This is a genomic window from Pseudomonas sp. LPB0260, from assembly GCF_013388395.1.
Genome location: NZ_CP058247.1, coordinates 3,991,203 through 4,007,055, shown reverse-complemented (window position 1 = coordinate 4,007,055; position 15,853 = coordinate 3,991,203). Strand labels below are relative to the sequence as shown.

At 56.0% G+C, this 15,853-nt stretch carries 13 protein-coding genes and 1 pseudogene; 3 read left to right on the top strand and 11 right to left on the bottom strand.

Features of this window, described 5'->3' with window-relative positions; translation table 11 throughout:
* Window positions 1-104 precede the first annotated feature (104 nt).
* Entirely contained in the window at window positions 105-281 is a 177-nt protein-coding gene (locus LPB260_RS17930) for a hypothetical protein (RefSeq protein ID WP_208707156.1), read from the bottom strand.
* 584 nt (window positions 282-865) lie between these two features.
* Between LPB260_RS17930 and LPB260_RS17925 the strand changes: the two genes are divergently transcribed.
* Together LPB260_RS17925 and LPB260_RS17920 are read left to right on the top strand one after the other, a co-directional pair.
* The gene (locus LPB260_RS17925; protein WP_208707155.1) at window positions 866-1,117 is read left to right on the top strand and encodes a helix-turn-helix transcriptional regulator; all 252 of its coding nucleotides are present in this window, start codon (window positions 866-868) and stop codon (window positions 1,115-1,117) included.
* On the top strand, window positions 1,117-2,313 hold the full coding sequence (locus LPB260_RS17920; protein ID WP_208707154.1) for a type II toxin-antitoxin system HipA family toxin: 1,197 nt from the start codon (window positions 1,117-1,119) through the stop codon (window positions 2,311-2,313). The genes LPB260_RS17925 and LPB260_RS17920 overlap by 1 nt, the downstream gene beginning before the upstream one ends.
* 325 nt (window positions 2,314-2,638) lie before the next feature.
* Here LPB260_RS17920 and LPB260_RS17915 read toward each other — a convergent pair whose 3' ends face one another.
* The 7 genes and pseudogenes from LPB260_RS17915 to LPB260_RS17885 all read right to left on the bottom strand — a co-directional run bounded on the left by LPB260_RS17915 (window position 2,639) and on the right by LPB260_RS17885 (window position 8,848).
* A complete protein-coding gene (locus tag LPB260_RS17915) occupies window positions 2,639-3,286 on the bottom strand; it encodes a CHAP domain-containing protein (RefSeq protein WP_208707153.1) in 648 nt (215 codons plus the stop codon).
* Between the two features lie 60 nt (window positions 3,287-3,346).
* Window positions 3,347-3,931 (bottom strand): hypothetical protein, encoded by a 585-nt coding sequence (locus tag LPB260_RS17910; protein WP_208707152.1) that lies wholly within the window; start codon window positions 3,929-3,931, stop codon window positions 3,347-3,349.
* A 5-nt stretch (window positions 3,932-3,936) separates the two neighbouring features.
* Window positions 3,937-4,968 (bottom strand): hypothetical protein, encoded by a 1,032-nt coding sequence (locus LPB260_RS17905; RefSeq protein WP_208707151.1) that lies wholly within the window; start codon window positions 4,966-4,968, stop codon window positions 3,937-3,939.
* 11 nt (window positions 4,969-4,979) lie between these two features.
* Complete coding sequence (locus LPB260_RS17900; protein WP_208707150.1) at window positions 4,980-5,507, bottom strand: PAAR domain-containing protein; 528 nt, start codon at window positions 5,505-5,507, stop codon at window positions 4,980-4,982.
* Between the two features lie 185 nt (window positions 5,508-5,692).
* The gene (locus LPB260_RS17895; protein ID WP_208707149.1) at window positions 5,693-7,204 is read right to left on the bottom strand and encodes an autotransporter outer membrane beta-barrel domain-containing protein; all 1,512 of its coding nucleotides are present in this window, start codon (window positions 7,202-7,204) and stop codon (window positions 5,693-5,695) included.
* 147 nt (window positions 7,205-7,351) lie between these two features.
* A pseudogene (locus LPB260_RS17890) lies at window positions 7,352-7,543 on the bottom strand (nuclease); the annotation flags it as partial.
* Between the two features lie 183 nt (window positions 7,544-7,726).
* Window positions 7,727-8,848: a Fic family protein gene (locus tag LPB260_RS17885; RefSeq protein ID WP_208707148.1), complete on the bottom strand. Its 1,122-nt coding sequence runs from the start codon at window positions 8,846-8,848 to the stop codon at window positions 7,727-7,729.
* 916 nt (window positions 8,849-9,764) lie between these two features.
* On the opposite strand from LPB260_RS17885, the gene LPB260_RS17880 reads away from it, so the two are divergent.
* Entirely contained in the window at window positions 9,765-13,757 is a 3,993-nt protein-coding gene (locus tag LPB260_RS17880; RefSeq protein ID WP_208707147.1) for an NACHT domain-containing NTPase, read from the top strand.
* A 363-nt stretch (window positions 13,758-14,120) separates the two neighbouring features.
* On the opposite strand, the gene LPB260_RS17875 is transcribed toward LPB260_RS17880, so the two are convergent.
* The 3 genes from LPB260_RS17875 to LPB260_RS29445 all read right to left on the bottom strand — a co-directional run bounded on the left by LPB260_RS17875 (window position 14,121) and on the right by LPB260_RS29445 (window position 15,776).
* The gene (locus LPB260_RS17875; protein WP_208707146.1) at window positions 14,121-14,417 is read right to left on the bottom strand and encodes a LasR-specific antiactivator QslA; all 297 of its coding nucleotides are present in this window, start codon (window positions 14,415-14,417) and stop codon (window positions 14,121-14,123) included.
* Entirely contained in the window at window positions 14,414-14,683 is a 270-nt protein-coding gene (locus LPB260_RS17870) for a hypothetical protein (RefSeq protein WP_055985363.1), read from the bottom strand. Before LPB260_RS17870 ends, LPB260_RS17875 begins: the two co-directional genes overlap by 4 nt.
* A 574-nt stretch (window positions 14,684-15,257) precedes the next feature.
* Entirely contained in the window at window positions 15,258-15,776 is a 519-nt protein-coding gene (locus LPB260_RS29445) for a hypothetical protein (protein WP_371926160.1), read from the bottom strand.
* Window positions 15,777-15,853 lie beyond the last annotated feature (77 nt).

The following is a 15,853-nucleotide window of genomic DNA, read 5'->3' as shown; positions in this document are numbered from 1 at the left end:
TTTGGAAATGGGGTAGAACGCAAAATTCGGGGCGACTCATGGTGGCCGCGTCCGTATGAGCACATTCAAGCATGCTGGGCACTCTGTATGCGACGCTCACACCATCAAATCAGCAGGTAGATCAGCGTGAAGGCGCTAGCTGCAACCGCCATTGCAGTGAAGACCAGAGCGCCTTGCCTTGGGATGAATTCCAGCAGTGAGGTCAGAAACTGGCCCGAGAAGATGGCCATCGACAGGTAAGCTAAATTGCGGCCATGCCATGCGGCTGGTGTGCGCTCCAATCATGTGGTTCACCAGCGGACTCGAGAGGCCGAAGCCGATACCGGCACATCTCTCAAAAGACCATTCCGCTCGATGCCCGAACGGTAGGGAGTCATTGTCCATTTCTAACTCGGAAATCGTTGCGCGCGCGTGCGGGAAGGGCGGTAAGCCCTCAACACAGTCGCTGTCGGAGTTGGGGGGGCATAAGCGAAACGGGGAGCGAACGGGGAGAATATGGGGGTAAACAAAAAGGGGTTAGGTCGATCTGACCTAACCCCTTGATTTGTATGGTGGGCCCACACGGACTCGAACCGTGGACCAAAGGATTATGAGTTGCCACGAATGCCTCAAGCCCAGTAAAACCGTATGTAGCTTAGCGCAGGTAAAATAAGCTGAAAGCAGCGTCGTTACTGGGCTTTAGCGTAATTCTGCGAAAGTGGCAGAAGCTAGGCACTGTACCGCCAGTGTACCGTTTTTTGTACCGCGCGAAGCTCAGACTCTAACCGCGCAGCCCGTTTTCAGGCTTGAGTGCCAGTATCCGCTTTGATTTTTCATGAGGTTCGGTATACGTTACATTTAATCAGATTTGTAACGTATTTAGAACATGGACTATTCCCTAATCACGCTACGCCTCGGCGAGCAGCTTCGGCAGCGCCGCCTCAATCGCGGGCTGACCCAGGCTGCGCTCGCCTCCTTGGCTGGTCTAACCCGGCAGAAAGTCATCGCTATTGAAAAGGGTGACCTTTCGGTGGGCATGGCCGCTTATGCGCGAGTGCTAGGAGCCCTGGACTGCGAGCTTGCGGTTGTGCCTGCTGCCATGCCCACGCTGGATGAAATACAGGGAGTGTTCGACTGATGACTGCTGTGCTGCAGGTTGCAACGCCAGAGGGCGATAGCGGGAAGATCCTTACCAGTGCCGGGGACTATCTGTTTCGCTACCACGAAGACGCCAATGCGCAGGCAGCGATCAGTTTGCTGATGCCGGTGCGCCTGGATGAGTACCGACATCGAGAGCTGCATCCGATCTTCCAGATGAACCTGCCGGAAGGCTATGTCCTCGAGCAGTTGCGCAACCGCTTGGCCAAGGTGGCGAGCGTCGATCCAATGTTGTTGCTGGCACTGTCTGGCAGCAGTTCTCCGATTGGGCGGGTGGCGGTGAGCTCGCCGGAGGTTGATGCGCTGTTGCGGCGTGAGCAGTTCCCTGGAGAAAAGCTGGAAGAAATCCTCGCCTGGGATGGCGCTGAAGACATTTTTGCGGGGCTGGTGGATCGCTACATTTTACGCGCCGGGATATCGGGTGTGCAGCCCAAGGTACTGGTGCCAGAGCGTCAGGATTCCGCACCGCAGCGTTTCACCTCGAAAACCTCTGACCTGATTATCAAGAGCGGTCGGGACGAGTTTCCGGGGCTGGCGATCAACGAGTTCCTCTGCATGTCCGTGGCCAGGGCGGCGGGTATTGCGGTGCCTGAGTTCTACCTGTCCGCCAACGCCAAACTGTTCGTCATGCGTCGCTTCGACAGGGATGAGCAGCTCAATCCAATTGGTTTCGAGGACATGGCGGCATTGATGGGGTTGGCTGCGGAGCAAAAATACAACAAGAGCTATTCGGCCATCGCCAAGGCCATTCGCCTGTTTTGCTCGCCCGAGCAGGTGCAGGGTTCATTGGCGCAGCTATTCGCGATGGTGAGCCTGAGTTGCATTGTCGGTAACGGCGATGCCCATTTGAAGAACTTCGGTCTGTTGTATTCCGACCCTACCCGGCGCGATGCACGGCTGGCACCGGCCTACGATATCGTCAACACCACTGCCTATATCCCCGAGGACGTACTGGCGCTGGATCTGGTTGGCAACAAGTCGCTATTTGCCTCGCGGCAAGGGCTGCTGGACTTCGCTCGGGTCTGTGATGTGGCCCGGCCTGAAGAGGTTATTCGCGAGCAGTTGCAAGCCCTGGAACAGGTATTGATGCGCTCAACTGAGTTGTGCGAGCAGGCACCGCATGTGGTCGCAGCAATCAAGCACAGTGCGAGCCCGTTTATAAGAACTTTCGGCTAGCGTGCGCAGGGCTTTCTCTATGCAGGTCTCAACAGTATGAAAAATTAATCATCCTGATTGCCCTATTACTGACCGGCGCTCTGTTCGTTGGGTACTACAAAGCAATTGACGATGCGGAGCTAAATACGGTGTTCTTTATCAAAAAGAGCCCCACCTTTCAGATTGAGTTCGAAAACCTCTTTGCTAACGATGCAGACGATAAAGAGCTGTAAGAGTTAAATGGCGAGGAGCGGCAGCTGGTGATCGATTACTGTAGATACCGGTTAGGTATTAAGACTGAACTTAAGTTGCAGGATGAATTAGATGCCTGCAAAGAACGCTAAGTCTATTGATTTTGGCTGTAACTCCGCTCAGCTGCAGGCGGTTCGTCTGTGGGCGGCAGACGAAGCCAGCCTAACACCCGTGCCGATTCGATATGCCAACGGCCTTCGCGCTGGGTGAGCTCCAGATTTTCTCTGGAGCTGCCAAAGGGGCCGGGGTTTTGCTGGGCGATCTGCAGGGTACCGCTGCCAACGCTGGCGATAATCGCGACATGCCCGTAGCGGTTAAACAGTGTGGGCGCGAACACCAGCAAGTCTTCTGCTTGCGGTTGTGCCGCGCTGCCGTTGCGGAACTGCAGCATCGCCCGCTTGGCGTTCAAGCTGCCGTCGTTGAGGGTTGGGTCGAAGAAGTCTTTGGCGTGCCCATAGGTGTCGGGCATGCGGTGACCATGGCGCTCGAAGTAGTAGCGTTTGACGAACTCCACGCACTGATAGCGTAGGCCCAGGTTGTAACCGTCCTTGCTCAGGTTGCGGCCTTGCACGGTATTGACCCCGCCGTTGAAGTAGATCACCACACCATTGAGCTCATCGAGCTGATCGCCAACGGAATGCTGGCTGTTGGGGTTGATGCGGGTGATGGCTGCATAAGTTACCAGAGCGATCAAAGGCAGCAGTACACAGCTACCAAGCAGGGTGAGTCGGCGTTTGTTCATAGCAGGTCCTTTGCCGTGGTGCAGGTGACAGCGTGCTGGCGCAAGCGGTATGTCTGGCTGTCAGCGCGCCTTGCGCTCGATCTCTTCTATTTCGGCAAAGGCTTTACGATGCTCGGCTTGCGAGGCGTAGTCGCCGCTTATTTCTTTGGCGTACTTGCCGGTGAGGTTCTCGCCGCTCTTGGCATCGCGCGAAAAGGTGATCACGAAACGTCTGCCGTCTAGTTCCAGATAGAGGTAGTAGTAATCCTCGGGCTTGTTGGGCTCGGCGAACGCGCTGTAGGCGTAACGAGCGCGTTGGCGAAGGTCTGGAGGGTTGTCGATTAACGATGCTCTATCCAGTTCTGGGAATTCATCCCGCAGCTCACTACTGGCTATCAGAGGCAGCTCAGCATATTGAGACGCTGTAAAAGGTAACGGCTTGCTGCGTAGCATGGTGACATTGCTGGCCCCGCCATCGGCTTCAATGTTGCGCGATTTGTACATGCCATTGGCAAACCACTGGCTGGCATCAAACATATCTTCAACCTCGAAACCGCCGTAATACATCATGACTTTCTTCGGCATCTCGCCTTCCTTTGCATTCAGATAAAGCCCGACCACCAAGCTGGCGAGCAGGACAGTGCTGCCTAGCAGCAGCTTGTTCAAGCGCCTCATAGTGGCTTGTATTCCCGCAGGGTGGCCGGCACCCCGGTGGGCGAGTCGCCAGCGCGTACAGGGCGAACGGCACCTTCAGCGTCGAGTGGATAGCCAATCGTTTGATCATTCGTGTCACGGCTTTTCGCGTGGCGCGCGAGCGTTTCATCTTCAGTGCTGGCGGTTTTGATCGGTGGGTTTGGCATTCTCTCATCAGGCAGTTGAGCGTTTGGGTCATTGCTTGCCTTTCGATGGGCGGCTAGGCGTTTTCGATACTGGCTTAGTTGTAGTTCATAGCGATCCATAGCGCGTTTGTCTGCCTGAACGCGTTGCTGAGCGCTTTGCAGGCCAGCACGATCACTGGTATTGCCATAGGTCTGGTCATAATTGCTGCGCCGTGGGAACGCCCACACAGGGGTCTGAGCGGTGTTGGCGATCAGTTGCGCCAGGCTCTTCGCGTACTGCGGGTCTTCACCCTCGCTGACGTGTACGTCGGCATGAATGCCCAGGCCGGTACGGCAGGCATAGGAGTAAATCTTGCCGCTCAGGTCGAACGCTTCAGGCTTGAGCATCTGGGCTTGGGCATCGCGCATGCGGTAGCTGTCAGCCTTGCCCAGTTCATAACCGAACTCGATGGTGCCAACCAAGCCATGGGCGAACAGGTCGAGCTGCTTTATCTCGCGCTTCTTGCTGATGCGCAGGTTGATGAAGTCGAGCAGATGGGCGATGGAGTCCAGCTCGCGGTATTTGGCGCCATAGCGGGTTTCGACCACTTCCTTCACCGCATCGAGCAGGGGGCGCTCATAGTCTTCGGTGAAGATCAGAAAAATGCGCTGGGTGGCATCGTTGGCGCTTGCCGGCGGGTAGAGGCGAACCTGTCGGATGCCTTGGTTGATAAAGCGCATCTTGTTGCCTTTCTGCCCCCGCAGCCTTTCCATCAGGGTCATATGCGAGGCACCGACAACGGTAATGAAGTCACGCTGCAGCGAAACAGGGATCTGTTGAATGGCGTGCTGGGAGCTGGTCGCTCCCTGATGAGGTGCTGTCATTGCATCCGTCCTTAGAAGCTAATGCCCTTTTGCCTGAGGTAATTGGCGGCATCCCGCCCCCAGCGCACGACCACCGCTTGCGGGTCCTTGGTGAATACCCGCTCGGTATTGCCGTAGGCATTGGTGTAACCCACAAAGCGCTGGCCATCGCCGCACTCCACGCAATACAGCGCGTCCTCCACAGGCTGGCCGCTACTGCTGTCTATCAGCTGGTACTGCTCGCTGTGCCTGGGCAGGATCTCTGGTGCTGAGAACGGCGCGCTGCCCGATTGGGTGCCGACCAGTACGTCGCCCGAACCGGTGACGATGACCCCGCCGTGGGCGGTGGCGCTGCCCATAAAGGCGATGGGCCGGCCATTGATCAGGATACTGCCGATACCCTCGGTGACTGCATCGCCACAGGCCGTACTGTCACCTACGCGCAGGGTTGGCAGGTTGTTGATCAGTACATCAGGCGAGCCGCTAGGGGTGGAGTTGGTGCCATGCCCGGGGATGGGGCACGCATTTAAATCGCTAAGGCGGGAGGCGGGTTTTGCCATGGCTGTCGTCCTTGTGCCAATTCATCAAGCATTTTGAACTCCATGGGATTTTTCCGATGTGGCTAAGTTCACTTTTCGAGGCGGTAACACCGTGCTGCACTTGATTATTGACTCCACCATGTGCCAGTTGAAGAAATAAAAAACCCGCAGATTTACCGGCGGGTTCTTCGTGGTGGTTCAGGGTTTCAGAAGCCAACAGTATAAGTGACCATTCCGGTTGTCGTTGCCGTCGAGCCGTAAGCCTCTTCGCGGTACCAGGTCTGGGCACTAATTTGCTGAGCGCTGTCGATCTTGTAAGCCACACCTGCCGAGCCAACCATGCGAGTTTTGCGGGTATCACCGTTGAATTCAATCGCGGCAAGATCGGCCACGCCAGTCGCAGAGTATTCGCCAACCCTACGCTGCGTATCAGTTTCAACGCCGACAGAACCATTGATCGTCACGGAAGGGGCAACCAATGCCGACAGATCCACACCAGCCAGCAACGACGTCGATTCTTGACGCAAGGTATCGAAGTGCAGCGGTGCAGAGACGGTGTCGGAAGCGGATTCCGTGTAGCCGTTACGGGCAATGTTCGTGTAACGAACACCTAGGTACGGGCTGGCCAGCACGGTGCTGCTGAGGGCGTATCCATAACTGGTAGTAAGTTGCGTACCTTCAGTAACAAGTTTGGAGCTCCCGCTACCGGCCTCGGCGGTATCTATCGCATCGCGCGTGATGCTAAGGTCTCGCTTGCCATAACGATACGCGGCACGAACCTTGATCCCTTCGTCAGTACCCGTTTGAGACCAGACCCCAAAGATACCGAAGTCGGGGTTGTTGTTTTTAACGTTGACTCCACCGCTTGAATAGTCGGAAACATATTGCTCAAGGAAGCCACCAATCCTGATATTCGGATTGAGTTCATAGGCAACCGTCAGAACTCCCGAGGTAGCCTCGGGGCCACCGCCGCTGGTGCCAGTGTTCCGACCTGAGACGGCAACACAGATACCTTTCGTATCAAAAATCGAGCAGTCGTAACTCAACCCAGGGTTTACGTAAGAGCCTTGTAACGAGAAAATATTACGTAAGCCCGAAACGTTTTGCTGCATTGAAGCTAGAGTACTGGCAGCATCTGGACCCGAGAAGTAGTAAAGCGTCCCGTTCCAAATTCTTGGAGAAAAGGTACTTCCGAGGAAATCAACAGAATACGCTTTCCCGTAGCCTTCATAGATGGTGAGCAGCTCATCGCTTGCTGCGACGCTCCCAACCCCTGACCCGTTCGTATACGCAACGCTCGAGCCATCCGTGTTTGTCAAGTAAAGACCGATTGTTTGCCCCGGGGTCAAGGCAATCGAAAGCGGAGTCGTAAAAGGCAATAAGGTGGGGGTCCCGATCGCGTTACTAACAAAACTTCCTGTGCTGGCGAGCAAAGTCCAAGCAGAGGCATTCTGCGTATTACCTGTAACCCCTCCTGTAGCGACCCATATTTGGTAGCCCGAAATCGGTTGTGCGCTATCAAAGTTTTGAGCAATGCCAGTAATAGTGAAACCGCTACTGCCAGTGGCCGAAATATCGAACATATTTCCATTTTGTCCGTTTCCACCAGCGAATGTGGTCGTTAATTCTGCCGCAAACACTGACGAGCTGAGTGCGACGAGCAAAGTGCCGACCAGCACAGGAGCACGGCGGCAGTTTGGTTTCTTGCCTTCTGGCATAGTAATACCTCTCATTAAGATGTCGCGAATATGATGATAGGGGCAGGCCACGAATAATAGGGGCCAGACCACGATTTATTCTGTTCCATTGGTGGAACACCCGCGCCCACGCGCGAGCAGCGGCCGCCTAGGTCGGCATTACCCTGTAGTGTTCAGGGTGACGTTGTGCAGGCGGCGGTAGGTTTGCTTGTCCAACTGCCAATGGGCGAATAGGCGCACCAGTAGTTCACCGATCTGCCCCTTGGCCCAGGGCGATTTGAGCATGCCGATCAGCAGGGCCGCTGGGATGAACCAGGTCAGCATGCCCCAGACCTGGGCGACTATCGGGCTGTAATCCATTTTTCTTCCTTAAGCCGAGCTGCTTGATGGGCGCCCGTGTCAGGGGCGAGCAGATGTGCCGAAACCCTGATGCCTAGCACTGATCTGGATAATGGCTAATTGCTTTCAATGGCTCAAGGGGATCGCGACCATTGTCCTATGGCGCGATGGCGCACCAAAGGCTGATTCGGTCGGCTAAGGTGCTCAGCGTGCTATCTGGTAACGCGTGCTGCGCCCGCCACCGGGCAGTCGCTCGATGCAGCCTTTTTCCAGCAGGTCGCTCAGGTGACGGGTCGCGGTGGCTTTTGAAACCTTGGCCACCGCTTGGTATTGCGCCGCGCTGATACCGTCCTCGAAACCCCTTTCGCCGCCATCGAGCAGGCGGTTAAGCACTTTGATCTGCTCCGCCGATAGGGGCTGGCTGCGGTGTACCTGCCAGAAGCGCGCCTTCACCAGCACGCGATCGATGCGAGCAAGGGCCTGCTCCAGGCTCTTGACCAGTGTCTCGAGAAACCATTGCAGCCAGGCAGTGATGTCCAAGGTGCCTTTCTGGCTGGCTTCGAGGATGCGGTAGTAACCGGCGCGGTCATCAAGGATGCTCGCGGACATGGCGTAAAAGCGGATGGCCTGTTGTTCGCCCTGGGCCAATGCCAGGTCGGTAATGGCGCGGGTGATGCGGCCATTGCCGTCTTCGAAGGGGTGCAGGGTAACGAACCAGAAATGGGCAATACCGGCGCGGAGAAAGGGATCGAGGCCGACATCGCTGCGGCTGTTCTCAAACCAGGCAAGAAAGTCCGACAGTTGCACTTCAAGCCCTGCGCGGGGAGGGGCTTCGAAATGTACGGTAGGGCGGTCTATCCGACCTGAAACTACCTGCATGGGCTCTTCGCCGCGCAATGCGCCGATGTGCAGTGGTCGAGCCAGCAGTTGGTCATCACTGGCGAACAGCCAGCGGTGCCAGGTGAAGAGTCGCTGTTCGTCTAGCGGCTGTTGATGCGCACGGGTGGTATCGAGCAGCAGTTCCGCCAGACCTTCGGAGCGGGAGGTGGTATGGCCTTCTTCGTTCAACCCTAGGCGCCGCGCCAGTGAAGAACGTACGGAGCCGACATTCAGCTGCTCACCCTCGATGGCTGATGAGGTGACAATGTTCTGCAGCAGGGCATCCAGACTGCTCTGTGCTTCGGTGTCACTGCCCACTACACCGAGCATCCCGAGTAAGCGGCCCTGGGCCTGGCCGCATGCGCGCAGCAGCGGTGCAAGCGCATCGGCTTGCCAGGTGAAGTGCGGCCAGTCGGGCTGCTGCCAGATCCAGAGTGGTTCATTCATAAGATGCGTTCATCTGTGAGCCGATTAGCGAGCCTATTCGGCTCATCCAGTGAGCCGATAATGCCGTCTATTCGGCTCACAGTCTAATTTTGATGTCGGGTTGGTTAGATTGATGAGCGAGACTGATCAGGGTTGTTGCTTGCAAGCTTTCTTCAGCGTTTCAGAAACATCGTCGAAAGAGGCAATTTGTAGCCCTTGGGCTACAAAATGGCTCAGCTCGAGCTGTCTTGTGGCCCAAGGGCTACAAGCTGCCAGGTATGACTATGCATCGGCATCGGTTTCCAGCTGTAGGTTCGGTTACCGATGTCTGTTCCAAGCTGATCGTAATGAGGAGTGCTAGGCACGCTCCAAAGCCAGAATTGGCGGGCATTTGCCTTGTGCACGGCACGCCTATGCTTGCATTGAGTGCCGTCTCCAACCCCCGTGCAGACTGCTTTTCAGGCTAACGAAGTGCCGCCCCCTTTTATCTTGCCCTCCACTTTCTCCGTGCATTCTGAACCGCTGGGTTGAATAGTTGGGAGCGGGAGATACGGCTCCATAGGCGCTGCGATAGTAGTCGGGCGCCGTACGGCAGTAATCGACCGTATACATCGTCGTGAACACCAGAACGCCGAATTCTGTGAGTTTGCAGGTGGACTGTGTTGCATTGCATATCTACTTCGGTGGTGACATGGCGATGGCGCCACATATCGGTGAAACAGTCTGCAGACTTCGCATGCGGCGTACTGTCCGGGACACGTTCGCGTGGCAGTGACACGCTACGATTTTGTCAGATGGCGAAATGCCCTCCAATCCGGTTAGGCTGAATGGGCTGAGAGCGAAAAGGCGCCGAACGGCGTGTGCCAGAGTGCTCTCTCACGTAGCGACATGGCTCGACTGCATTGTGTGCAGCCCAAGATCCTCGACAGGAAAATAGATGGCGACCAAGCCAAAGAAACAAGACACCAAGGGTCGTACACGTCGCAATGCCGGTGGCGCCGCGACGGCGTCCGGGATGAACTTTCAAGCTGCCGTTACGGCGATTGCCGGGAGTCACATGTTGCTTGGCGCATCGTTGGGGTGGCTGGATGGCTTGATTGAAGATATCCCAACGGCTATCTGGGCTGAGACTGGCGGCCCGGGTGACGATATCCGGATTGAGTTGAGAAACGGGGAAGTTCTCGAAACGCAGGTCAAGCGCGGCTTAAGTCGTGGCCAGAATCTGTGGGAGGCCATGCAAACTCTGGCAGTTGGTCTCGACGCAGGCACTATCCAGTATGGCGTCCTCATTGTTTCTCCGGACACGAGTAAGACTATCTGGACGGACTTGGCCACAGATAGCCGGCGTCTAGGCGAAGGGCGCACCGACAACCTAAGCGATATCGGCCAGGAGTGGCTCAAGCGACTCAGCGACGACGCGCTGCCTGTGGAGGAGGTGTGTGCCCGCCTCCGTATTCAAGTCGTGCATGCATCGGATGTAGATCCGATCTCGGTGATGATGACCCGGGCCCGCCTGACAAATATCTTTGCTAGAGCCTCCGATGCGGATAGCGTTTGGTTCCGGCTGTTACAAGACGCGCATGCAATCACAGAACGACGCGGCCGTTGGGAACAAGCTGGTTTGGCTCAAATGCTGATGGGTATGGGGGTCCAAGCGAGTGCAGCCGCAACACCAGCCAGTGTCGCCTCCCGGGTCAGTTGCTGGGTCGCCAATTCTAACCAGCACTTTTCTTTGCTCGGTGTTAAAAACTCGCTTTCGATTGACAGGGCTTGGCTGCCTCTCAAAGCGGGTGTGGCGGAGCCGGGCGAGCCAGAACCTACTGATCCGGCCGCGGCCTTGGCTCGCTATCATTCAGGTTCCAGCGCCCCGCGTTCCGGCTGGAACAAACAGAAGACCCTAGAAGCCGAATGGATCGGTCGGTTCTACACACGCGCTGTCGTGATAGGGGGGCCGGGTATGGGCAAGAGCACGCTCATGACACGGCTCGCTTGTCGTTATGCGCGCGATGGACTGCCGGTCCTGAAGGTTCGCTTGCGGGATATCGCTGCTCGACTCGCAGCAGGCAACAGCTTCGATGACAGCGTTTTTCAGTTGGGTTTGGATGGCTCAGGAGTACCATTCCAACAGGTTCGCGACAGTTCGATTGCCGACTGGGTATTGCTATGCGATGGGCTGGACGAATGCGATGTACATCAAGAACTGGTAGCAACACGCATTCGGCAGTTCAGCACAGGCAATCCGCGTGTCCGAATCATCGTAACGACACGCCCCATTGGGTACCAGACTGGCGAGCTGGCGGAGTGGAGGCACTACGAACTGATCGCTCCAGAGTCCGAGCGAGGAGCGGATAACCTGGCCAAGTTGTTACAGGCCGCAGCCCCCAAGCGAGCGGCGGAGGACTCGAATTGGGCGCTTGCTTTGGCGACCGAGCAATTAGAAGGTAACGCGGCGAAGGCCGTGATTTCGCAAAGCCCTCAACTGTTAGGCATGGCCGCATCCTTGCTTGCACGCGGGGGGACCTTGGGCACGTCCAAGACTGAGCTATATCAAAACCTCTTCGAGGTCATCGATGCTGAGCCAAACACCCGCAAAGCTCTGGAGGATCAACCAGATTCAGCTGTGCTGGCCCGGGTCTTTGACATCGTTGGTTGGGAACTGATCTCCGACCCACTTGCCAAGACTTCTGATCTACTTACTCGAACTGCCATTCATCTTCGCGCGGATCTGGGTGTGACGCTGCTCAAAGCTCAGTCCATCGTTAACGCCGCTTTGAAGTACTGGCAGCAGGTAGGCCTGATCGAGCAAGTGCGCCACGGAACGACGACCCTGATTACGTTCGTCCACAAAACTTTTGCCGAGTTTGCTGCTGCAAGGTTTATATGGACAAACCACGAAGCGACCGAACGTGCGCGCAGGTTATTTTTGTGTCTGGATGACTACGAGCGTTGGAGCGAGGTGGTGGTTTTTGCCAGCGCCGAGATGTGTGAGGAAGTCCTGCAGGCTTTTCTGGCGCGGGTGGAGCAAGGGGATCGCTATGCACTCGAGCGTGCCTTGGGATTGTTGGTAGCAACCCCTGCCGACGTGTCGGATGATACCGCCCAGCGTCTTGTACAGTTGTCATTTGCGAAAGTTGACTCCGACAACACGGTGATGGCTTATCGTTTTGGCTTGCTTTTAGCACGACTTGTCACGCGATATGAGTCAGTGATTAGCGCACTATCCAGGGTACGTTTGCATTCGAGCCAAGCCTGGACGCAAAGGGTTGCGTGGGCATGTGAAGTCGAGATGGCCGAACTCGATATTGATACAGCCCAGAACAAGTTCCACGAGTTTTTGGAAAGCAGCTCTCCGCCGACGTCGATAAAATCAATGAGGTCGATCAGTAGCTTTTTGTTCGAGCGGAATCCGGAAAACGAGCTCCACGAAAGCATGGCGCTAGCCCTAGTGCGACGGAGGCTCGCAGAACGGTCGGTCGATCAACTTGCTGCCTTGCGTGAGCTGTTTACCAACCAAGCCTTCAATACCGTCGGCTTCGACATTAAGCTGCATAAGCTTGCCAAAAAGGCGGGAATGGAGCTGCCCCGTGTCCGGCATGACCTGAGCGATGACGCTCTCGCAGCGATGTTCCCACCCGTTGAATACAGGCAAGCGCATACCACCGCCATGGACGTTTTGCTCAGCACACTGGCCACTCAGAATGAGTCCGTCGGCAACGGGACCGCACTGGACCCACCGCTGCAATTGAGCGCGCTCTTCGAGATCACTGGATGGAACGAGTCGCCCGCGTCGGATATCTGGTGGGCGATGGAACACGTCGACCGTGAGCCGATGCGTGAAGTTCTACGTGGCTTAATCGGACTTTCGGTAATTCACCCTGGGCAGCTCCAGCTCGAGGCCGCGGCTGTTTGTGCGCGAATGAAAGAAGAACGCGCAGATCCACTAGCCTGGTTTCTCCCAGAAACCATCGAAGTCGACGTCCCGGAGTTGGACTGGGAGCGGGCAGCTTCCTTGGGGCTCGACCGCGCCAAGCTTGAACATGCAGCCCTGCAAAAGCCCCAATGGCTGGCAATATCGGCAACCAGACTACTGGAAAGTCTTGAGCCTCCGGACCCTGATCGGCTTGCCGTTCTGCTCGCCAAGGCAACCGGCCTTGGAGTATTTACTGCCTGCTACCTCGCGCGCCAGCAAGGCGAGACCGGCATAAAGCTCCTGCTCAATCGTCTGGACGGTCCGATCACCTCGGGATTCGAACATCTCCTAGGAACTCTCGCGAAAACCAGCACAACCTGGCCGCAGGTGTCTAACGGAGTGGGCAAGGCGATGCATGCATCCAGTGCGCGCGTCGCGGTGGCAGCGGCGAACTTGGCGCTCAAGCACGTCAAAAGTGGGGGCGTCGTGTCTGAATCGATGTTGGAAGAGGCGTATCAGCATTGGTTGGCGCATGAGGAGCCCTATCCCGTGTACGGTGGCACCGTTCCCGATAGCCCGAGAGAGGCGCTGTTGGAGGCGATGAACTACCTTCGGCCGTTTCCAGATGATCGAGCGTTTGATTTGCTGAATGATACGCGCCGCGATGTGAGGGATTTAGCTCTGTCTTGGCTGATCCAGCGTGCCACTCAGTCACCAATATCAAGATCGAAGCTGGTGGAATACATAAGGGCAAAACTTCCCCGCGCAGAGTCGGTTGCAAGATTGTTTGATTCGGAGATTGTCTTCACAGAGGCAGAGATATTGCAGCTGTGCGATCTATTTTCCGATGCCGATCCGGCTTATCGGCTGGCGGCGTTGCGACTGATTAAAGCCCATCGAATGCCTAACGAGTTGCTGAAGGCGAAACTTAAAGCGCTTATAACCGATACATATGCGGAGGTCGGCCGCATGGCGCGAACACTGTGGGATACCTTGGACACCGATGGTGTCGTCGATTGAGGTCACCCGAGCTGCGTGAAATTGGCGATGATAGTAGTTGGCTATCCTTTGCTCGACGGAGCATTCCCTTCGGATGAAGCACTGGCGTGGTAGTCCGGTGCACCATCGGTGGCGGTGGACATTATCGGCTTCGGCCAGACCTTCCGAAGCCGGATACATCAGCATGATAGCGTGTCCTCGCCTCTTATCTCTCACGCCCGTGAATTAGCCTAATGGTAGCTGGACGTGGTCCACGAGCACCTTGGTATTTCTGAACACACTGCTTTTAGCCGTTCTCTGAGCGCCAGAGTGAGAGCGCCCCTGTGGTTCGCCGGTATATGATGGTTCGCGAGAGCCGGCGAGGCCGGCTCACGGCCATCTGCTCTATAACCCCAGTGAAAGGGGGGTATCCGATTTGCTGCGGCGCCGGTGAGCGCCTATGCGCTGGTGGAGGCGGCTTAGGAAGCCCACTTCGAAGGCTCTCCGTTCTATTGCGCATGGCAGTAAATCGCGCTCGGCGATCATGACTGCCCAGAGCCAGCCGTCGCGAGCATTATCAAGCCAGCTCTGGGCCAGCTTGGCACCTTGGTCGAATGCTTCCCGGCAGTCGGCTGCCCACGTGATCTCCACACCTGGGTGGCCATCGCGAGGTGGGAGGCAGGTCATTACCCCTTTGCTCATCTTGCACCTCCTCGCGCCTCGGATAGAGCTCGGCGATAAAGCACGACCATTTCATCGAGCAGATCCAGGGCTGAGTAAGCAGCGATCCGCACGCGCAGATCTTCGGGTTGCAGTCCATCTGGTTCAGCTAGTTGATCCAGCAGATTGCCGAGCATGACACCGCGTAGTTCAGCTGCTGCTTCAGAGGGTAGGGGAGAGCGTTCGGATTCATGTAGCGGGCTTCGCTGCAGCGGAAAAGGTACAACGCAGGATTCGAACTCAGCCATGGCGCACCTCCTGGTCAGAGGTGAACAGCAAGACCTGAAGCCCAAGGCGGAGCTCTCGGGTAAAAAAGGGGTAGCGCATTTTCCTTGTGCTCCTCAGACGATTAAGGAGCCGTCACCCGCCGTTGTCACTCGGATATGGGTGGCGGACCGTGCGGGGGTGACAAACCGGCGTCCGAGGGAACCGGCCAGGCAAAAGCCTGCCCCACACGGCCCACCATAGAAGTTAAGCAACCAAGCAATCGTATGCTGGTGCTTAAACTATGGCGCTACCGCGCCTCGAACGAATCGGGTTGTCACACCCGGTCGTGGGACTTACCACGACGGGCGCACTCTAGCCCGAGGGTTTGAGAATGGCAACATACTGGGGCGTAGGAGGGGAATAATCGCGTAGGAGGAGGCTTGGTCGGAGCTGAAGCCAGCAAGAAAGATTTTCCAAGCTCTTCAGCGTATTCCGCTTCGAGAAATGCTTAGGGAGGCGGCCTGAAGATATCTACCAGAAGCAGTCGGCCGCCATAGACTGACTCCAGCCTTCAACAGATCGTTATGTTTTATGATGGAAGTTTTAGTGTTTGCATTATTTTTTGCACAGTGCTTCAGCGCTGAATAAGCCCGTGTCCTTATAGAATTCAGAGCCCTGGGGAGCGTTGGTCAGATACTTTCCAGGGTTGCTATGGTCGTAACCACTATGTGCTGTGCTGCTAAGTTTAACTAATAGTAAATGGCAAATGCGCATTCCTGGGAATATTCTAATTGGCGCAATTGATGAATTATGAATCTCAAGGGTAATGGGTCTGGCAAGCCCCGCTCCAAAGCCGGGTGATACATAGTTTGATAAGATTGTATTTAGACCTAGTCTGGCCAGGCCTGATATGTTGGAAATATGGCCTGCTAAAGAATTAGAAAAAGCAATTCCTTCAAGGGTAGAGCCGAGTATGAAGTCGCCGGGTAAAAGGAGGTGTCCATTAGATGGGGCGATGCGCTCGGCAATACAAGCCGGGTATGTCTCCGGCCTGCGAACATCTACCTCGTGAGATGTGTAAGATGGTATTATTATGTTTTCTGACAGGTGCAGGCAAATGGAGGCGGATCTTATATCAGGGGGGTATTGTGCAAAATAGAAAAATCCCCATTCTGAATGGCTTTTCTAATTTCAATATCCGAAAGAAACAT